Genomic DNA, 20,956 nt, shown 5'->3' on the forward strand with positions numbered 1-20,956 from the left:
TCCCAAAATTATTTTTTTCACGTGTTCCTCTTCTCAATGTGCTAAAAAATCTCGCAAATGCTCGCTTTCGGTCATGCACCAAAGTCAAAGTATGACGACATTTTTGGCGGCGACATAGAGAGCACAAATTCACAGAAGTTGAAGTCGAGTTTGATGATCTTTCAAACTCTTGCAGTACAGCATTTTGGTAAAACTCGCAGTACGAACGCAATATTCACCTTAATTTAATAAGACCCTGAACCTGGAGGCGAAATGCACTCTTCATTAGAAATATCATCAATCCAAGCATATGATCCTGCTGCAGCACAAGCTAGCTTATCTGCACAAACCCACGGAACTCCAACGGCGAGTTTTAGCGACTATCGCATTATTCGCCGCAATGGCGCTGTGGTTGGATTTGAGCCGTCGAAGATTTCGATTGCCGTTACAAAAGCATTTTTGGCAGTCAATGGTGGTCAGGGTGCAGCGTCTGCAAGAATTCGTGAATTAGTTGAGCGTCTCACGCATAACGTGGTGACTGCTTTAATGCGTCGCCAGCCAAATGGCGGTACTTTTCATATCGAAGATATTCAGGATCAAGTTGAATTGGCACTGATGCGTTCCGGCGAGCATGATGTTGCACGTGCTTATGTCTTGTATCGCGCTAAGCGCATGGACGAACGTCGTGCCCAATTAGAAGCGCAAGCTGCTGGTAAGCCAGATGCTGAAGTTCCGCAAATTCATGTGATTGTTGATGGTAGACCACAGGTGTTGGAAGTCGCTCAAGTACGCGCGCTGATTTCTGCAGCCTGCGTTGGTCTGGAGAAATTGGTAGATGCAGAAGCAATCCTCATCGAAACCCTAAAGAATTTGTATGACGGTGTGCCAGTCGAAGAATTGCACAAGTCAGCTATTTTGGCCGCCCGTGCCATGATGGAAAAAGAACCTGCTTATAGCCAGGTGACTGCGCGTCTGTTACTGCATACAGTCCGTAAAGAAGTATTTAACAAGGAAGTTGCACAAAAAGATGCTGCCGATGAATACGTCGAATACTTCCCGAAATTTATCAAAAAAGGTATCGAAGCTGGTTTGCTCGATGCCAAATTGGCGCAATTCGATTTGAAGAAAATGTCAAATGCCTTGGTGGCTGACCGCGATTTGCAATTTGGTTACATCGGTTTGCAAACTTTGTATGATCGCTATTTCTTACACATTCGCGATATCCGTATCGAAATGCCTCAGGCTTTTTACATGCGTGTGGCGATGGGCTTGGCGTTGAATGAAATCGACCGCGAAGCGCGCGCGATTGAATTCTACAATTTGTTATCCAGCTTCGATTTCATGAGCTCAACGCCCACTCTATTTAATAGTGGTACGCAACGTTCCCAGTTATCCTCTTGCTACTTGACGACAGTGGCGGATGATCTTGATGGTATTTATGAAGCGATTAAAGAAAACGCTTTGTTGGCGAAATATGCAGGCGGCTTAGGTAATGACTGGACGCCAGTACGCTCTTTGGGTGCGCATATCAAAGGTACAAATGGTAAATCTCAAGGTGTTGTGCCATTCTTGAAGGTGGTCAATGACACAGCGGTTGCGGTGAATCAAGGTGGTAAGCGGAAAGGCGCTGTGTGTGCTTACCTCGAAACTTGGCACATGGACGTAGAAGAATTCTTGGAGTTGCGTAAGAACACGGGCGATGATCGTCGTCGTACGCACGATATGAATACGTCTAATTGGATTCCAGATTTGTTCATGAAGCGCGTGATGGAGAAGGGCGACTGGACTCTGTTCTCACCATCGGATGTGCCTGATCTGCATGATAAATTCGGCAAATCTTTTGAAGAGGCGTACACAGCTTACGAAGCAAAAGCAGCAAATGGTGAAATCAAACTATCCAAAAAGATCGCCGCCTTAGATTTGTGGCGCAAGATGTTGTCTATGCTATTTGAAACAGGTCATCCTTGGATCACATTTAAGGACCCTTGCAATATTCGTTCACCACAACAACATGTCGGTGTCGTGCATAGCTCTAACTTGTGTACCGAAATTACGTTGAACACGAATGATAGTGAAATCGCCGTATGTAATTTGGGTTCCGTGAACATGCCAGCCCACATGAAAGATGGCAAGCTGGATCATGAAAAACTCAAGCGCACGATTACAACGGCTATGCGTATGCTCGATAACGTTATCGACATCAATTACTATGCAGTGAAAAAAGCACGTGACTCTAACTTGCGTCACCGTCCTGTTGGTTTAGGCATTATGGGTTTCCAAGATTGCTTGCACATGATGCGCATTCCTTACGCTTCGATGGATGCGGTGCAGTTCGCCGATACCTCGATGGAAGCGGTGTGCTACTACGCTTATCTGGCCTCAACCGAATTGGCGCAGGAACGTGGTCGTTATAGTTCTTACACAGGTTCTTTATGGGATCGCGGTATCCTGCCGCAAGATTCTGTGAAGTTATTGGCCGACGAGCGCGGCGGTTACCTTGAAGTCGACAGCTCTGAAACCATGGACTGGACTATCGTTCGCAATCGTATCAAACAGTACGGTATGCGTAATTCCAATTGCGTAGCGATCGCACCGACTGCGACTATCTCCAATATTATTGGTGTTGCCGCTTGTATCGAACCAACTTATCAGAACTTGTATGTGAAATCGAATCTGTCGGGCGAATTCACCGAAATCAATGAGCACTTGGTGCGCGATTTGAAAGAACGTGGCCTGTGGGATGATGTGATGATCTCTGACCTGAAATACTTCGATGGCAGCTTGGCGAAGATAGATCGCATACCAGAAGATTTGCGCGAACTGTATGCCACGGCATTTGAAATCAGCCCGACTTGGTTGGTGGAGGCAGCTTCCCGTCGTCAAAAATGGATCGATCAGGCACAGTCTTTGAACATTTATATGGCTGGCGCATCCGGTAAGAAATTGGATGAGACATACAAACTGGCTTGGTTGCGTGGTTTGAAAACGACTTACTACCTGCGTACTATCGGTGCAACGCATACCGAGAAATCGACAAGTAAAACAGGCGCATTGAATGCGGTGGCGGTCGATGGTGGGAATAGTGGTTATTCTGCCAGCGCAGAAGTGGCGACAGCATCATCCATCGAGGCAGACGGCGCGGCATGTTACCTACGTCCAGGTGACCAAGGTTTCGAAGAATGTGAAGCTTGCCAATAAATTCCTAAAAGCGAAAGGTCACCGCGGCAATTTGTTGTGGTGATTTAAATCCATCGTTTTGCAAAGTTAAGTAAAACTTCGCAGAGCTTATTAAGTGAGTTTAACAAATGAGGTGGCGCTACAGCGTCAGCTCATCCATCAAAATAGTAAGGAATATCACATGCTTTCATGGGATGACGACGCCGCTACAGCGGCACCAGCGCCACGTCCGGCCGTACAGCCAGCAACGCCAATCACGCCAGCCGCGCAATCGGCATTTGACCAGTACCAAACGCGTTTGCAAACGCAAGACGTCGCATTGAACCCTGCGCTGGTGACCAAGCCAAGCGTGGTCAGTGCTGAAGATATTGGTCGTCGCGTGAATGCAGCGGACAAACGTATCATCAATGGCCAGACCGATGTAAATCAACTCGTACCATTTAAATATAAATGGGCTTGGGACAAATATCTGGCAGGTTGCGCGAATCACTGGATGCCGCAAGAAATCAATATGCAGCGCGATATCGAGCTGTGGAAAAATCCAAATGGCTTAACGGAAGATGAGCGTCGTTTGGTAAAACGTAATCTCGGATTTTTTGTAACGGCAGATTCTTTGGCTGCAAATAACATTGTGCTCGGCACCTATCGTCACATCACTGCACCTGAATGCCGTCAATATTTATTGCGTCAAGCGTTTGAAGAAGCGATCCACACGCATGCATACCAGTACATCGTTGAGTCACTTGGTTTGGATGAAGCGGAAATTTTTAATGCGTATAACGAAGTCGAATCTATTCGCGATAAAGATCAGTTCCTGATTCCCTTTATTGACGTCCTGACTAACCCGGAATTCAAGACGGGTACTACCGAAGCGGATCAAACGCTATTGCGCTCACTGATCGTTTTTGCGTGTTTGATGGAAGGTCTTTTCTTCTACGTCGGCTTCACACAAATTCTTGCGCTCGGTCGTCAGAATAAAATGATGGGTGCTGCGGAACAATACCAGTACATCTTGCGTGATGAATCGATGCACTGCAATTTCGGAATCGATTTGATCAACACAATTAAAATGGAAAACCCACATTTGTGGACCGCTGCATTTCGCGACGAAATTAAATCGTTGTTTTTACGTGCGGTAGAGTTGGAATATCGTTACGCAGAGGATACAATGCCGCGAGGAGTACTCGGCTTGAATGCGCCAATGTTTAAAGGCTATTTACGATTCATCGCAAATCGTCGCGCGCAACAAATCGGTCTCGATGTTTTGTTCCCACAAGAAGAAAATCCTTTCCCGTGGATGAGCGAAATGATCGATCTGAAAAAAGAGCGTAACTTCTTTGAGACCCGTGTCATCGAATATCAAACAGGTGGTGCACTCAATTGGGAGTAAATTTTTGGTGTCGAAGATGTTCAAGACAAAATTCGCAAAGCGACCAAGTAGCTAAGTTTAAGTAGCTCGAATGCGAATTAAAGTGATTGAACAAGAAAGGCTTCGCAAAACTGAATGAACTGTTTAGACTCATTCGAGAGTATTTGTGTTAATAGCGCGACCCCAGCGAGGCTGGGTGTTGCGCTTTTGTGTTTGGAAATTTGCTTTTCTAAACAAGTGTTGAAGTACCGTTTTTAAGAGAATTCCGACGTTGCTTGTTGTCGTTAGAGGTCGATGAAGTATCACTAACTAAGACATGCAGTGTTTTGGCTGTTGTCATAAATCGTTAAGGTCTGCCTGTAGTTAAGAATAAAAATAAGGGCAAACGACAAAGCCAGATGACCTTCTTATGCGCCAAATGCGTAATAAGAGGTCGGTGCCGAATTCATTAGCGCAACCAGAAGTCGTGTTTGTGCCGATGAATAATCCGCTTACCAGAAAGCGAGCGGATTTTAACTTTAATCTGATTTTTTTCCGACTAACGTGAAGGAGAAACAAAATGGCAACAGCACCAGAAGCCAAGAAAGCAGCAGCTAAGCCTGCGGCAAAACCGGCGGCAAAGAAAGCGGCAGCTAAACCTGCGGCGAAAAAAGTAGCGGCTAAACCAGCAGCAAAAGCAGCAGCTAAGCCAGCAGCTAAGCCAGCAGCAAAAGCAGCAGCTAAGCCAGCGGCAAAAGCAGCAGCTAAGCCAGCGGCAAAAGCAGCAGCTAAGCCAGCGGCTAAACCAGCAGCGAAAAAAGCAGCAGCTAAGCCAGCAGCTAAACCAGCAGCGAAAAAAGCAGCAGCTAAACCAGCGGCAAAGCCAGCAGCGAAAAAAGCAGCAGCTAAACCAGCGGCAAAGCCAGCAGCGAAAAAAGCAGCAGCTAAACCAGCGGCAAAGCCAGCAGCGAAAAAAGCAGCAGCTAAACCAGCAGCTAAGCCAGCAGCTAAGCCAGCAGCGAAAAAAGCAGCAGCTAAGCCAGCAGCTAAACCTGCAGCAAAAAAAGCAGCAGCTAAGCCAGCAGCTAAGCCAGCAGCAAAAAAAGCAGCAGCTAAGCCAGCAGCTAAACCTGCAGCAAAAAAAGCAGCAGCTAAGCCAGCAGCTAAACCTGCAGCAAAAAAAGCAGCAGCTAAGCCAGCGGCTAAACCTGCAACAAAAAAAGCAGCAGCTAAGCCAGCAGCTAAACCTGCAGCAAAAAAAGCAGCAGCTAAACCAGCGGCTAAACCAGCAGCAGCGAAGCCAGCACCAAAAAAAGCGGCGGCTAAGCCAGCCGCAAAAAAGGCCGCAGCTAAACCAGCAGCAAAGAAAGCAGCTAAACCAGCAGCTGCTAAGCCAGCCGCAGTAGCGGCAGCACCAGCAGAAGCAAAGACAGTTGTCAGCCCAACGGCAGCTTGGCCTTTCCCAACTGGTACTCGTCCAGCGTAATTTTCTTACTTGGACGCCTGGTTTTATTCAGGCACAATACCCACTGTGTGTTAATCACCCAGTGGGTTTTTTTTTTGAGGAAGCATCCATGTTTTACGAAATGTTTAGTTTTGTGGTGGACATCGTCGCAGGTATATTCGCCGGTTTTTTATTGTTGCGATTTTGGATGCAAGCTTTAAGATTACGCCCGCCAAGTTCTTTAGGGCAGGCAATATTTCAACTGACGGATTGGTTGGTGAAGCCGATCCGGCGCATAGTGCCTGGGTTTGGTGGACTGGATTGGGCTAGCCTGATCGGCGCTTTTTTGGTGGCTCTCGCATCCATCTTATTAGAATCGCTGTTCACCGGACAATTCCATCCCGGTCTGTTGGTGTTTGCTGCACTTTTGCGTATGCTGCAATGGATACTTTATGGCCTGATGGCTTTGATAGTCCTTGAAGCAATTCTTAGTTTCGTCAATCCTTATGCGCCCTTGGCGCCTGTGATACGCGCTCTGAATCAACCATTGCTCGCACCTATCCGCCGTATCTTGCCAGCATTGGGCGGGATTGATTTTTCTCCTTTGATTGCATTAATTATTTTGCAGATAGTAAGCCGCATGTTAATGTCTGCGCTTCCGGCTTTATATTTTTATCTAGCCTAGAAATTACTCGAACTACACATAGTGTGTTTTGTTTGATCTTGATGGAAGGAATAATGATGCGCTATCCCCTAAGTTGTATCTCCGTGTTGCTGGCAAGTTCTATCGGCATCACTGCAAATGTCTCTGCACAAGAGCAGGAGCAACGTAGCACCTTAAATGATCAGCGAGAAGTCGCTGTGACGATCTATAACGAAAATCTGGCCTTAGTAAAAGATGTGCGTAAGATCAATCTCAAGCGTGGCGCTGTCAGTTTAGCGTTTAGAGATGTGAGTGCCAGGATGCGTCCGGAAACAGCTTTACTGAGAAGCGTGTCTGCGCCGGGTAGTTTGAATGTGATAGAACAAAACTTCGATTTCGATTTACTCACACCGCAAAAATTACTAGAAAAATATGTAGGGAAAACGGTTAACGTCGTGCGTACACATCCAACAACCGGTGCAGAAAGTAGTGAAGTCGCGGAAGTGTTGGCGGCGAATGACGGTGTGGTTTTAAAGATGGGCAATCGCATCGAGACTGGCCTGCCAGGGCGTATCGTCTATAACGATGTACCTGCCAATTTGCGTGACCGTCCTACTTTAGTGATGTCTTTAAATAACACCAGCAGCGCCGCGCAAGACGTGGAATTGAGTTACCTCACCGGCGGCTTGGCGTGGAAGGCAGATTACGTCGTGGAGTTGAATGCGACTGAAGAGAAGTTAGATATGTCTGGGTGGGTGACGCTAACCAATACCAGCGGTGCTAGCTACAGAAATGCCAAGCTGCAATTGGTGGCTGGTGATGTGAATCAAGTGAGAGAGAGAGTTACGGTCACAGGTAGCAGAGTATTGGCAATGGCTGCAGCTCCGGTTGCAAAAGCGGCGGATATGCAAGAAGAATCCCTATTTGAATATCACCTCTATACCTTGAACCGTCCCACCACGATTGCAGAGAATCAAACCAAGCAGGTAGCGTTACTGTCAGCTTCTGGTGTTCCTGTGCGTAAGGAGTTTCTGTTACGCGGCAGTGACTATTATTACCAAGGTGCCTATGGAGACTTAGGGCAGAAAATGAAAGTCGGCGTCTTTATTGAATTTGACAATAAGGAAAGCGCCCAACTTGGTATGCCTTTACCGAAAGGCGTGATCCGCGTCTACAAAAAAGACAGTAACGGCAATGCGCAGTTTATCGGTGAAGACAATGTCGACCACACACCGAAGAATGAAAAAGTGCGCCTGAAATTGGGTGATGCGTTCGACGTGACTGCTGACAAAAAGCAAACCGATTTCAAAAAGATCGCCGGGACTTCAAAGTACAACTACATTTTGGAAAGTGCGTACGAAATTACTTTGAAAAACGCCAAGAAAGAGGCTGTGACGGTGACAGTGCAAGAACCTATGCCGGGTGATTGGCAGATTCTGAGCAGCAGCCATCCACACGTTAAAGCCAGTAGTAAAGCCGCAGTATGGAAAATTACCGTACCCGCGGAGGGAAGTAGCTCTTTGGTCTATCGTGCCCAAGTGCGTTATTAAAATAAATAATCGCTAGCTGAATTCTAGCGCTACTTTGTGTAGCTATTTTGTTCTCTTGCTATGATAGTGAGGCGCAAGCCATAAATAAGCTCCATGACTTTCATGGAGCTTATTTGCAAAATAATTTGCCGCTCGCACGTTTCTGTTTGATCTTCATAGAAAACCCCAAAATTAATCGTCTAGCTTGTCGGTTTCTACGCAATATTTCTCGAAAATAGGCATGCTTTGGGGTAGACTAGAACTTCCTTTTTACCAAGAGGTGGCACATGTCTGCAGATTCTCTAAAGTTCCGTTTGATTACGCGCAGTGATTTTGATGGCTTAGTTTGCGCTGTCTTGCTTAAGCATCTGAACTTGATTGATGATATTAAGTTCGTCCATCCTAAGGATATGCAAGACGGTAAGGTTGACGTGAACAATCGCGATATCACCACTAATTTGCCTTTTGTGCCTGGCGTGCATTTGGCTTTTGATCATCACCTATCCGAAACTCTGCGAAATCCCGGTGAGCGGACGAATCACGTGATTCATCCCGAGGCACCTTCAGCCGCACGCGTGGTCTACGACCATTATGGTGGTCGAACTGCGTTCCCGGCCGAATGGGACGATATGATGGCTGCAGTTGATAAAGGTGACTCCGCACAATTTAATCGCGAAGAAGTTTTAAATCCGGAAAAATGGGATTTATTAAATTTTCTGATGGATGCTCGTACTGGTTTGGGGCGTTTCCGTGAATTCCGTATTTCCAATTACAATCTGATGATGGATTTGATTGATTACTGTCGTAATCATCGTATTGAAGAGATTATGGAGTTACCCGATGTGAAAGAACGGGTAGAAATTTATCAAGAACATGCTGTTAAATGTAAAGATCAAATTCAACGCTGTTCGACCGTCCATGGCAATCTGATCGTCTTGGATTTGCGTAATGAAGAAATCATCTTTGCAGGAAATCGTTTCGTGATCTATGCGATGTACCCGGATGTGAATATTTCTATTCATATTTTGTGGGGACTCAAGCAACAAAATACCGTCTTCGCGACGGGCAAATCAATTCTTAACCGAAGTTCTAAAACCAATATCGGCGCTTTGATGCTGGAATACGGCGGTGGTGGACATGAAAATGCAGGGACCTGTCAGGTTGATAATGGACAAGCCGAGCAAGTTTTGGCACAGTTAATTAGCCGGATCAATGCGGACGGATAATTATTTCTTTATATCTATAAAAAAGACTGCCATTGAGAGCAGTCTTTTTTTTTTGCGTGCGCCTAAGTACAACATCAGTACTGGCGACTCGGTAGTCGCACCGACCGATGTGAAGTTAATTAGTCATCGGGATTGAAATAGCTGGATACCTATTCGACTGCGCATTTTTCAAACTGCAGGCGCTTTGTGGAAATGGTTTTCTTGCCTGTTCTGGATCGAAAGCAACCAATGCTGCCTTGGCTAGTGCGACATCTTTGCTGAATTCTTTCAGATGGCGTTGTCTTTCTTCGGTATCTGGTTCGGTATCCGAGAAACTTTTCAGCGTATAGGTTTTGGTTTTGTAGGCGCTAGATTCTATACGCGGAAGTAGTAAGCGATCTGGATCTTGATCTTCTTTGAGCAAGTAGCCATCAATGTCTCGTAAGCTCAGCGGGAAACTGGCTTGCTGGTCACGTAGTAGATTTCCGGCTGCGATCAGACGTATTTCTTGCCGTCCTTGTGTGAGCGGCTCATTAAAACTCAACAGCGCAAAGGGTTGACCTTTAGCATCATCTAAGCGTGCATTTACGATGTAGCGCCCGGCTTGCCGCACTTCGATAGGTAAATAGAAAACCAATGCGCCATTTTCGTTCGCTTCTCGAATTTTCCCCGCCCAATTGGCCGGTAATTCTGGGGAATAGATGACGTCAAAAAACACAGCGCCGGCTTGTCCATTTACGTGGTAATTCACTTCTATCCGTATGGTCCCGTGAAAGTTCACTAGTCCAGTTTCTGCCGGAGAGAACGTGCCACTGGCGATCCCATCGTTCGCGCGGGCATCACCATCTTGACCATTGTCCGCTAAAGCTACTGCGACTTGCGCAGCTGTGCGCGTATTGCCAAAGCTTAAGCCACTGGCAACGCTACGCGTGACGGAGAGGGGCAGGGTCTGATTATTTGCGTCTCTCGCTTGCAAAATAAAATGTACATTTTCATTCGCCGCCATATAAACACGTGATTGACTCGTATTAATCTGAATCTTCGCATCAGTGCGCCCATTGGCAAGACGCATCGGATGTGTTTCAGTCACCGCCTGATTGGGATAAATCTGATCCGAATTTTCACTGATAGGGCGAGAACTTAGCGGGTACTTGGTCGCCTCTCGGTAACTGCACAAGGTTTGGTCGACTTCTTCCAATTGGCTGATCAGTTTTTTCTTTAATTCTGCACGATCAGCGATTGCCAGGCTGGGATTGACTAAGTTGGTCGTGTTGTTGACCGCGTGATGAGTTGAAGAAACAGGAACTGTTAAGACTGGATATTCATCAGATTGCGTTCCGTTGTGCCAGACAAAACCACCTAGCCCAAGGATAACAAGACTCGCCACCGCCATTCCGATTTTTAACCGGTGAGATGTCTTCCCAGAAGCCTGGACTTCGACCTGTGCGGCGCGAAGTCCAGAGTGGGGACGATGCTTCTTATTTGACATGCTTGGTGAAGAACTTAAAGTGCGCTATTGACCATCGCCGTTCGCACGACAGAAATAATCCCTAACCAATTTCCACTGGCGTAGTGATTGTAGGCTTCTTTGTCATCGCGGAAGGTGACAGAATGGTAAGCCCATTTACTCGATCCACCTTCATTGTTGGCAGTTCCCATGGTCAAATCATTGCACAACCAGTCACTGGGATTGCATAAAGAACTGCCGGAGGAGCCCGCGACGCCGCCACTGCTGTGATACGCAACTGCCTCATCATCCTGCCCCGGTAAGATGCCCGAGTACACCGTGCCTTTGGCTCCGGCATACATATAGAACCAGACGTTTGCGGTGTTATTGTGGTTGTACATGGCACGCGCAGTGGTAGTTTTCAGATCTTTGACGAGTGGTTCTGTCAGCGCCCATGAACCCGCATCCGATAATTCAGAGCCACCACCAGCGCCCGACGCCGCGCGTATCCATTTAATATTCCAGCCAACTTGTGCAGTACCATCGCTGTTGCCGCATTGTCCAGAGGAATTCGCGACGGCATTTTTCTTCAAGCGTGAGGAACTACCGTAGTTCGCTAAGGTGTAGCCCATCATCAAATCACCAGCACTGTGGGTCGCGATGTAGCACCAGTTATTGCCAGTGCAAAAACAATCGAGGGCATCGCGGATTTTGCTATTTTGCGAAGAGATACTATTGTAGCCATCCCAGTTCACGGCTTTTTTATTCACACCTGCTGCCGTGGATGAGGGACCCCAATAGGTAAAACTACTGTAATTGCCGATGGCGCCACCACCACCTCGACCATTTACCCATAAGGTGTAATTTTCAGCACTAGCGATATTTGAAAAGGCTGTTAGTGCCAATAGCAGTACAGCAAAAAGACTGGTTTTAAATTTCATCATTTGACTCCTGACTCCCATTGAGTGCGGCTACATATTTTTTTGCTGCTATTTGCAGATTGCCGCGTGAGTGAAAAAACGAGATCGCCGTGCTGTCGGGCTTGAACTTTTCAATTTAATTTCAAGTAGCCTATGTCGCGGCGTTACGATGACCACTTTCTTTTGCATGTCGCTTGTCTTGGTGAAACTGGTCTGCATGGATTAATAAAATCGCGTCACGTATGGTCAATTTGCAATGCAACAAAAAAGCACGCTCAAAAAAAGTCAGTACGTGGGTATTTATCTATGAGTAGACAAGCATTTTTGCAAATTAGAGAATTCGTTCTAATCATCTTTTGTGCTGAGAAAGTGTAGCAAAACAAAAACAAATTACCGGATGTCGTTATTCGCGCAGATCACAATTGGCGGCATGCATTTAGACGCTACAATGATTGCTTCAACGTGAGTTGGCTGGTAACTTTCATCGCTGAAAACACAGCCTAAAATTCCAATTCCACCTCAGGACATATATGCCGACAGTATTGAATTCCCGTTTCACCAGAACTGTATTAAGTAGTGCGATTTTAACTTGTGCAGCTTGGAGCGTTAGTGCTCAGCAGTCCACATCTGCATCAATACAAGCACCAGCACAAATCGCTGCAGAGGCGCGTGAAATACTTAGTGAAATGATTGCCTCGAAGTCGATACATGCCAATGGATCAACTGCGCTGGCACAGAAAATTGCGGCTCGCTTGTTGGCTGCCGGTTATAGCCAGTCTGATGTACATGTTTTGGCGCCAGCAAAACATCCAAGCAAAGCCAATGTCGTGGTGCGTCTGCGTGGCAGTGGGAAAGCAAAACCGGTGCTATACATCGGCCATTTAGATGTGGTTGATGCGAAACGCGAAGATTGGAATTTCGACCCGTTTAGTTTGACGGAAAAAGATGGCTGGCTGTATGGTCGTGGCACGATAGATATGCTGGGACAGGATAGTGCGATGCTGGCAAGTATGCTGCGCCTAAAGCGAGAAAATTATGTTCCTGAGCGTGACATCATCGTTGCCTTCACCGCCGATGAAGAGGCCGAAGGCGATGCGAATGGTGTAGAGTGGTTACTGAAAGAGCATCGCTCGCTGATCGATGCCGGTCTGGTGATTAACCCAGATGCAGGGGAAGCCGCCATTAAGAATGGCAAAAAGATTTATTTGACTACACAAACCAGTGAAAAGATTTTCCTCAGCTTTGGAGTAGAAGTGACCGATAAAGGGGGGCATAGTTCGCGACCTACCGATCAAAATCCAATTTATCGTTTATCTAAGGGATTACAGCGCTTGTCGGATTTTAGTTTTCCGCTGCACCTGACGGATACAGTAAAGCTCTATTTTGCTGGACGTTCACAATTAGAAAGTGGGCAGAAAAAAGCCGATATGCTGGCGATCAGCAAAGCGAATCCACCAGCGGCTGTCGTGCGTCGTTTATCGCAAGAGGTAGAAACCAATATCATGTTGCGCACCACTTGTACCGCGACTGAAATTAGTGGCGGTCATGCCGAAAACGCTTTGCCGCAGCGTGCCAAAGCAACTCTTCAATGTCGTGTGATTCCTGGTGAAACCCAAGCCCAGATCGAAGCGACACTGCGTCGCGTGTTGAAGGACGAAAGCATCAAAATATCGGTCATGACCGCGGCGAAACCAACGCCAGAATCACCACCTTCTCCTGCAATTTTTAAAGCCGTCGAGCAAGTGACAAAATCCATGTGGCCAGAAGTAATTATTTTGCCGAATATGTCTGCAGGTGCCAGCGATAGTGTTTTTACCCGCAACGCAGGCTTGGTGACTTATGGCGTGGATGCGATGTTTGATGATTTGGATGATTCGAGAGCGCATGGTCGCGACGAAAGAATCAGCGTGAAAGGGTTTAATGAGGAAATTGAATTTGTGTATCGTCTCATGAAGAGTATTGCTAAGTTGCCTTAAACGACGACGGCCCTATTGAAATAGGGCCGTCGTCACTTCGCTTAGTGATCAAAAACGATTAGTAATAGGGCGCACTGATGCCTTCTTGTGCAAAACTATTTTGTATTGAAGGGCGATTAAAAAGGCGCTCCAAATAGCCAGCTAATTGTGGATAGGCGCGTGCGGGTTTTTGCATGCCACGCGTCCAGCGACACAGCATAAATAAGAACAGATCTGCAATGGAAATGTCTACACCAAGCAAGAATTCACCATCAGAAGTACTGAGTTGTGTTTCTATATATGTCAACATCTGTGCCACGCGTTCTTCGGCATGTGCCTTCACTTGCGCCGCGCCGCTTGTATCGTCGCTCATACGTTCAGGGTAAAAATAGCTCAGTAACTCCGCCTGTAAAGTATTTGATAAATACATCATCCATTGATACAACTGCGCTCGTTGCAAACTGCCTGGTGCGGGATTAAAGTGTGCGTTCGTCGCTTGCGTTGCATATTTCTCCGCTAGATAAAGGCAAATTGCCGCACTTTCTGTCAGCGTTAACTCGGCGTTATTTTTATCAATCAGAAGAGGAATTTTTCCTTTGGGATTCAGTTTGAGATAAGCCTCTGTCTGGTGTTGCTGTTTGCTAGTGTCTACTAACACTAATTCATAGGCGAGCCCAAGTTCTTCTAAAAGAAAATGTGGCGCGAGGCAAGCGGTGCCGGGTGAGTAAAAGAGTTGGATCATATTGTGCGAATCTTTCTTAGGCATGTAAGGATAGACTGAGAGCTACACTGGGCTGGAAACACGACAAAGTGTGACAGAAACCAAGTATGCCACAGCCTAAATCTGGCTGTGGTTACTTTCAATGAGTTGTTTTCGACGAGATCCTATCGAAGAATCTTTATCAAAAAATATCTGGCCTCACAAGCTCGACTCGCAACAACTTAAACCGCTTTATAGAAAAGGTAGTCGGCCTGGTATTTCACTGTTTTGACCGCGCCTATGTTGTCTGCATTGCAGCTCTCGGCAGGGGCGAGTCCGCCAACGGTATTGAGGCGTTGGATATAGCTGATGTCGGCCATACTACCTTGACCAATCGAAGGATTGGTTTTCACCAATTGCAACGGAATCGCGGTCGCTGTGCCTGGCGCGGTAGCGACTTGTTTGCCTGTTACCTTACTTCCATCATCCGATTCCCAAGTTGGGCCGCCGTAATATTTTCCGATGACTTTGCCGTTTCTCTCGGTCAATACTGCTTTGGGACCGGTAAATAGCCATTCGTAGGTGACGGTTGTATTCGCCTTGACGCGGCACTCGTAACTTAACTCTCCTGTTCCCACCGCAAGCATGCTCAATGCATGACCAGCAGGCACCTTGACCGCTACAGGCATTTCTGGGATCGTCATGGTTGAGCCACAAGCAATTAGCGTGAAACCGGTGGTGGTCATAGCGAGCAGGCGTTTCAAATGGTTCATTTACATCTCCTTGAAAGTTGAAATTGTTGGATGTCAGGTCGATGTGATCGTCACTACCTGTCATCTTCATATACGTTGCAGGTGTTAATTCGGATTCAAATGAAGAATATTGATACGACAATGGGGGTAAAGAAAACGTCGTTAACGAACTTATGGAGTTTCATTTAGCTTTGATCTAGATGGCTTCAACACATGATTTTCACGTTCTATCGCAAATGTCGGGTAATAATTTTGCCGTGCTATTAGGATAACTAGTCGTTACTAATATGAGTAGTTTGCCACCTCGCAAACCGCTCAACGAATAGCTTAGCCCGTGTACTTTTTATTTGACCACTTACGTAAGGAATTTCAGTATGTCAACAATGATGATTAAAACACTTAGCCCTATTGCCCTAGCGGTATTGTTGTTGGCGCAGCCTGCGTTGGCGCGGACGCAATCAGGTATAAATCCGGCAAGCAATCAGCAGGTGGCCAACGCTCCTATTACCCAACAACTCGATAAGCTGGTCAGTAGTTACTATCAAAACGATCAACCCGGCGCGACTGTGATTGTGATCAAAGATGGAAAGACACTGTTGCGCAAAGGCTATGGCATTGCTAACCTCGCGAAGGCAGAAAAACTGCAAGCGGACCACGTGATGCGTTTAGGGTCGATTACTAAGCAATTTACCTCGGTCGCTATTTTGCAATTGGTAGAAGAAGGCAAAATCGCGCTGAATGATCCGGTCACAAAATTTTTTCCTGATTATCCCGCAAGCGGTAAGAGCATTACGGTTGAACATTTGTTGACGCATACTTCAGGCATTCCAAGTTATACCGGTAAGCCCGATTTCGTTGCCGGCGCTGGTAAAGATATCAGCGTGCAGCAAATGGTTGATAGTTTTAAAAACGACGCGTTGGAGTTTGAACCGGGTACAGCCTTTAAGTACAATAATTCTGGCTATTTCTTGCTCGGTGCCATTATAGAAAAAGTGAGTGGCGAGGCTTATGCCAAGTTTGTAGAAAAACGTTTGTTCACACCACTAGGCATGAAAAATACAGCCTACGAAGGTTATGAGCGCAGCAAACAAGCACGCGCTGCTGGCTACTCTCAGCGCGCTGGTGAGTTTGAACCGAGTATGAAAATTAGCATGACGCAACCGTACGCGGCGGGGTCACTGACTTCAACCGTGGACGATCTGGCGAAATGGGATGCCGCCGTTAATGCGGGAAAATTATTGAAAGCAGAGCATTGGAAACGTGCATTCACATCGTACAAATTAAAGAACGGTCAGGACACCAATTACGGCTACGGCTGGGGCATAGGTCAATTTGAATCTCAAACTATGATTTCCCACGGTGGCGGCATTCCAGGCTTTTCGACTTTTGCTTTGAGTCTGCCTAAAGATAAAGTCTACGTCGCAGTGTTAACCAATGCGGATGGTGGCTTAGCGCAACCTGAGATGGTGGCAATGCGTTTAGCCGCCAGTGCGATAGGTAAACCTATTCCTGAATTCAAAGCAGTGACTCTTGAAGAAAAAACTTTAGATCAATATGTCGGTGTCTATCGTATAGACGAAAAAAATCGTCGCATCGTGGTGCGTGAAGGCGATAAGTTAGTGATGACGCGCACCAATGGTCCGCGCACTGTCATGCAAGCGTATTCGCAAAATGGTTTTTTCAAAGACAATAGTTCTTTATTGCGAGTCGAATTTAACAAAAATGCGAAAGGTGAAGTGACTGAGGCGGTCGTACATCAACAAGGTACCTCAGTTTCGCATCCTAAATTAAACGAAGCTTTACCTGAAGCGCCTAAAGCTTTCGCCATGACTCCGGAACAATTTGATGTGTTCGCAGGTGATTACGAACTCAACCCAAATTTCATTTTGAATGTCCGTCGTGAAGGGAATAAATTCATTACGCAAGCGACGGGTCAAGGCATAGTTAGCATCCTTCCTATCAGTGCAGATACATTCAGTGCACCTGAGGTTGGAGCGCAATTGAAATTTGAAAAGGCCCCAGATGGTAAAATAACGCAATTGATTTTGACGCAAGGCGGGCAAAATATGCCGGCGAAGAAAGTGAAGTAATCACCTCGATGTAATAGGAAAAAGCGTCGGTAAATTACTCCTGACGCTTTTTCCTTGCCTCTAGCGCCGTCAAGTAAATAATCAGAGAAAAGTCGCGTGAACCCTACAAGCTTGAAAGAAAAACATGCTAATTTAGGTGATTATCTTATCTGGCATCTCACTACGTCTTGGCATCCATGGCATTTTTCTTCACGACTAACAACTGATCAATACGAAACTGATCAATATCTACGACTTCAAATTTATAATCACCTACCATCACGAAATCGGTGCGCTTAGGGATTTTTCTCAACATCGTCATCATGAAACCAGCGATGGTTTCGTAACTGCCGCTCTCAGGTAAATCATCTATATCTAATGCACGACACACATCTTCTATGGTGGTCGCACCGTCGATTAACCAAGAATTTTCATCGCGTCGGACGATCTGATCTTCGAGATATGGATGCACCATGCCATCCATTAAAGTGCTTAATACATCGTTCAAAGTGATGATGCCAACGACCAGTGCGTATTCATTCAAAATCACTGCAAAGTCTTCACGAGTTGCCTTAAATTGCTCCAACATTTCCGATAAAGTTAGCGAATCCGGTACTACTAAGGCTGTGCGCAAAGACAATTCCTGTACTTTAGAAAATGCTTGATTAGTTAGGATGCGTTTGAGAATATCTTTGGATTCGACATAACCAACTACTTTATCAATCTGTCCATCGCACACCAAAAATTTGGTGTGCGGATGTTCGGCGATTTTCTGCCGTATGCTTTCTTCATTATCTTGTAAGCTTAAATAGACGATGCTGTCACGCTGCGACATCGCCGATGGCACCGTGCGGCTTTCGAGTTCAAACACATTCCCTATCATGCCGTGTTCACGGGTTTGCAGAATGCCCGCTTCGGCACCAGCGTTCACGACTGCATATATTTCATCTGATGTGATTTGGTCATCGCGCTCGGTTGGTAAATTGAAAGTCGTGAAGATGAGATTTGATAAGCCGTTGAATATCCATACCAAAGGTTTGAATAATTTCACGCACAACATCATTGGTGCGACGACAAACATCGCTACGCTTTCCGGCGCAACCATCGCGAGTTTTTTTGGCATCAAATCGGCAAAAAGAATAAAGACTGAGGTGACGAAAATAAATGAGCTCATAAAACTCAGGGTGTCTATCCAACTCGCATTACCAAGCAGCGAGTGGAATACTTGCGCGAAGTAGGGCGTCAATGATTGTTCACCCAAAATACCGCCGAGAATGGCAATTGCGTTTAAGGCGATTTGTACGACTGTGAAGAAATGCCCGGGTTCTTGTTGCAAAGCCAGCACCCTGCTGGCACGGCCGTTTCCGTCCGCTTCCAGAATTTGCAATTTCACCTTGCGCGCCGCAGCTAAGGCGATTTCTGACATTGAAAAAAAACCACTGATTGCAACTAAAATCAGAATGACAAAAAGATGATCGAAGAGTGCCATGATGCCTCCAACTTGTTTTTCCTATAGAGCATCATAGCTGAGCTTGGGGTGAAACTGGAAATTGTTCCGCGATTGAGGCGATATCTCCCGATCGAAAGCGATGCGGTAGATTTGATAAAAACCTAGGGCTTTGGCAATTGGTGATTCTTGAGCGCTTGCTCTGCCCAGATTTTGGCACTGGAAAAATCCGAAAAAAAATGATGCAAGCCTATGCGGCGATAGGTGGATTGCACCAAATCCCGACCTTCTACATCGTCCGCCGCAACAATCAGATTGTACAGACAAGGTAATTGCGTTTGACTGTATTCTGCTGCCTTAGCTATCCTGTCGATCGCATCGTTTGGGCACAAGATCGACTCGTAGACGGTGGTGATAGCAATATAGGGGCGTGCTGCTGTAAATTCTTGCGCCAGTTGTAGTGCATGGGCAGCCCAATATTCTATGAGTTCTCGGTTCCATGGACCTGTGACTTCGGTAAGTAAAAACTGACCTTCTATCCAAATTTTGAACCTGCCATGCGGGCGGAAGATCGCATTCATACCAATTCCAGTCGTGTAGTTGCGACGTTAGATTTAAATATATTAAACGTAAGGAGTTATTATAGATGTAATACCAAGGTCCAGTTCAAAGCAAAAAGCAAAATATCGTTAAATATTTTCTTTGCATTGCGGGTCAACTTATTTGGTCTGAACCGTTCCAAGTATTTTTCACGAACCGGAATGGTGTCACTCCCCCTCTACAAATTCGTGGAGGGAGGATTAGTGAGGGCGGTGTTAGCTTATTTCTTTATAGCAGCGGGTGTTTGCTTTGCACCGGACAAAACAGCGACTGCCGATAGGGTCGTCTGTGCCGCATTCAATCCCAACATGAAGTCTTTATCAGAATACGTGCTAAACACATCACTAGGCTGGTGCCAGTTGGGATTCCAACCCGCGCCGATATGCATGCCGCGCTCGTTTTCGCGCAAAGAAATCGCCGGTACCACATCCATAAATGGGACTGAATCGGTATTCGTCATGTGAAAGCCAACGGCGGCAGGATAAGTTGTCGCATATTTGTCATTCGCCGCACGGAAAAACCATGCCAACTTGGCTGCGCCCTCTGCGTGTTTAGAGGTTGATTGAAATTCGATATTCACATCGGCTTCGGCGCGTTGCTCTTTCGGCGAGACATAGACTGGCTTGCCATCGGCATCCATGACTGGCTTGCCGTGCGCGTCCAACTGTGGCACTGGCATCCCATGATCCCACAGCATCATATCGTGCTGTATCATGCCCAGCCATTTTGGCTCTGGGTATTTGCCAGAACCCTTTGGTGATTCTATGCCTTGTAGATCTTTGCGTTGGGCGACGTAGGCATACGCCCCATTCAAGCCGGTTTCTTCGTTGTTCCACAAAACAAAGCGTATTGATTTATCGGTTTCAATTTCTGGTGAACTGAAGATACGCGCCAACTCCATCACCAAGGCTGTGCCCGAACCATTGTCATTTGCTGCTTCGCCAAAACCGATACCGTCAAAATGTGCGCCAATGATATACATTTCGTCGGGATTCTTTTTGCCAATTTTGGTGCAATATACATTTTCACGTTGCGAAGTGCCCACCGGTGTTTGTTCTGCATTTAATGCACGTAACTTTTCATTCGCTTGCAACTGCGGATCGGTATTCACACCCGTTTTGGCACGTTTTCCAAATAGGGTGCTTCCACCCTGACCAGCACCGCCGCCTAAGCCACCACTCGGAATGACATTGCGGCGTGGTGCAGGCGCTGCGCCTGGTGCAGGTGGTGGTGCTTGCGTGTAGTCAAACTGTAGGCGCTCAGTATTCGTACAACCATAGGATTTCAGTTGCGCTTCTATCCAATCGAGCGCACGGCGATTACGTTCAGTTCCCTGACGACGATCTCCAAATTCAGTCAGAGATTTAATCGTCGCCTTATATTTTTCCAAGTCTAATTGCCGCACCATATTGACGACCAAGTCATCTTGCTTGAGCGCACCGCCTTGTAAGATATCCAGAGACTGTGCTTGGCTGTTGGAGATTAGGCTCAGCGTGCATAATGCAACGCTAGTGGTAAGGACAGATCGCTTGAATTGCTGCGGAAAATTCATGTGCATCTCCGGTATTATTTGGGAAAAATAGGATCTGGCAGTGTAGCGGTGAATCCAGAAAATGATCAATGGAATTAACTGTAGATAAAGCGTTACGTTCGAGCCCGTGATTCTCACTCGTATCTGATTGCTCAAAAAAAAAGACGCAATACCAGTGGCATTACGTCTTACGGTACGGCTTAGCGATGC

General features: G+C 46.4%; 15 protein-coding genes. 8 read left to right on the forward strand and 7 right to left on the reverse strand.

All coding sequences use genetic code 11. The annotated features are described in order from the left end of the window. The first annotated feature begins 252 nt into the window (after positions 1-252). From ACO0KW_RS00665 to ACO0KW_RS00690, 6 genes are all read left to right on the forward strand, one after another. Complete coding sequence (locus ACO0KW_RS00665) at positions 253-3,177, forward strand: ribonucleoside-diphosphate reductase subunit alpha (protein ID WP_423049648.1); 2,925 nt, start codon at positions 253-255, stop codon at positions 3,175-3,177. A 160-nt stretch (positions 3,178-3,337) separates the two neighbouring features. Next, positions 3,338-4,546 carry a ribonucleotide-diphosphate reductase subunit beta gene (locus tag ACO0KW_RS00670; RefSeq protein WP_423051913.1) on the forward strand — a complete coding sequence of 403 codons (1,209 nt, stop codon included), beginning with the start codon at positions 3,338-3,340 and terminating at the stop codon, positions 4,544-4,546. A gap of 538 nt (positions 4,547-5,084) precedes the next feature. Next, positions 5,085-5,990, forward strand: coding sequence for a transcriptional regulator (locus tag ACO0KW_RS00675; RefSeq protein ID WP_423049650.1), 906 nt, complete (start codon positions 5,085-5,087; stop codon positions 5,988-5,990). 88 nt (positions 5,991-6,078) lie between these two features. Beyond that, positions 6,079-6,633 (forward strand): YggT family protein, encoded by a 555-nt coding sequence (locus ACO0KW_RS00680; RefSeq protein ID WP_423049652.1) that lies wholly within the window; start codon positions 6,079-6,081, stop codon positions 6,631-6,633. A 53-nt stretch (positions 6,634-6,686) separates the two neighbouring features. After that, positions 6,687-8,141, forward strand: coding sequence for a DUF4139 domain-containing protein (locus ACO0KW_RS00685; protein ID WP_423049654.1), 1,455 nt, complete (start codon positions 6,687-6,689; stop codon positions 8,139-8,141). 266 nt (positions 8,142-8,407) lie between these two features. Beyond that, on the forward strand, positions 8,408-9,346 hold the full coding sequence (locus ACO0KW_RS00690; RefSeq protein ID WP_423049656.1) for an exopolyphosphatase: 939 nt from the start codon (positions 8,408-8,410) through the stop codon (positions 9,344-9,346). A 115-nt stretch (positions 9,347-9,461) separates the two neighbouring features. Here ACO0KW_RS00690 and ACO0KW_RS00695 read toward each other — a convergent pair whose 3' ends face one another. Both ACO0KW_RS00695 and ACO0KW_RS00700 read right to left on the reverse strand, forming a co-directional pair. Then, positions 9,462-10,712, reverse strand: coding sequence for a choice-of-anchor X domain-containing protein (locus ACO0KW_RS00695; RefSeq protein ID WP_423049658.1), 1,251 nt, complete (start codon positions 10,710-10,712; stop codon positions 9,462-9,464). 116 nt (positions 10,713-10,828) lie between these two features. After that, the gene (locus tag ACO0KW_RS00700) at positions 10,829-11,716 is read right to left on the reverse strand and encodes a hypothetical protein (protein ID WP_423049660.1); all 888 of its coding nucleotides are present in this window, start codon (positions 11,714-11,716) and stop codon (positions 10,829-10,831) included. Between the two features lie 506 nt (positions 11,717-12,222). On the opposite strand from ACO0KW_RS00700, the gene ACO0KW_RS00705 reads away from it, so the two are divergent. Continuing rightward, positions 12,223-13,668 carry a M20/M25/M40 family metallo-hydrolase gene (locus ACO0KW_RS00705; protein WP_423049662.1) on the forward strand — a complete coding sequence of 482 codons (1,446 nt, stop codon included), beginning with the start codon at positions 12,223-12,225 and terminating at the stop codon, positions 13,666-13,668. A 58-nt stretch (positions 13,669-13,726) separates the two neighbouring features. Here the strand turns inward: ACO0KW_RS00705 and ACO0KW_RS00710 are convergent, their stop codons facing one another. After that, positions 13,727-14,389 (reverse strand): glutathione S-transferase family protein, encoded by a 663-nt coding sequence (locus tag ACO0KW_RS00710; RefSeq protein ID WP_423049664.1) that lies wholly within the window; start codon positions 14,387-14,389, stop codon positions 13,727-13,729. A 200-nt stretch (positions 14,390-14,589) separates the two neighbouring features. Then, positions 14,590-15,120: a DUF3455 domain-containing protein gene (locus tag ACO0KW_RS00715; RefSeq protein ID WP_423049666.1), complete on the reverse strand. Its 531-nt coding sequence runs from the start codon at positions 15,118-15,120 to the stop codon at positions 14,590-14,592. Between the two features lie 353 nt (positions 15,121-15,473). Between ACO0KW_RS00715 and ACO0KW_RS00720 the strand changes: the two genes are divergently transcribed. Beyond that, entirely contained in the window at positions 15,474-17,189 is a 1,716-nt protein-coding gene (locus tag ACO0KW_RS00720; RefSeq protein WP_423049668.1) for a serine hydrolase, read from the forward strand. A 160-nt stretch (positions 17,190-17,349) separates the two neighbouring features. Here ACO0KW_RS00720 and ACO0KW_RS00725 read toward each other — a convergent pair whose 3' ends face one another. The 3 genes from ACO0KW_RS00725 to ACO0KW_RS00735 all read right to left on the reverse strand — a co-directional run bounded on the left by ACO0KW_RS00725 (position 17,350) and on the right by ACO0KW_RS00735 (position 20,767). After that, positions 17,350-18,657 carry a hemolysin family protein gene (locus tag ACO0KW_RS00725; protein ID WP_423049670.1) on the reverse strand — a complete coding sequence of 436 codons (1,308 nt, stop codon included), beginning with the start codon at positions 18,655-18,657 and terminating at the stop codon, positions 17,350-17,352. A gap of 122 nt (positions 18,658-18,779) precedes the next feature. Further along, positions 18,780-19,196, reverse strand: coding sequence for a hypothetical protein (locus ACO0KW_RS00730; protein WP_423049672.1), 417 nt, complete (start codon positions 19,194-19,196; stop codon positions 18,780-18,782). 239 nt (positions 19,197-19,435) lie between these two features. After that, entirely contained in the window at positions 19,436-20,767 is a 1,332-nt protein-coding gene (locus tag ACO0KW_RS00735; protein ID WP_423049674.1) for a M28 family peptidase, read from the reverse strand. Positions 20,768-20,956: the final 189 nt, after the last annotated feature.

The sequence above is a fragment of the Undibacterium sp. Ji22W genome (assembly GCF_049340305.1).
Classification (GTDB): Bacteria; Pseudomonadota; Gammaproteobacteria; order Burkholderiales; family Burkholderiaceae_D; genus Undibacterium.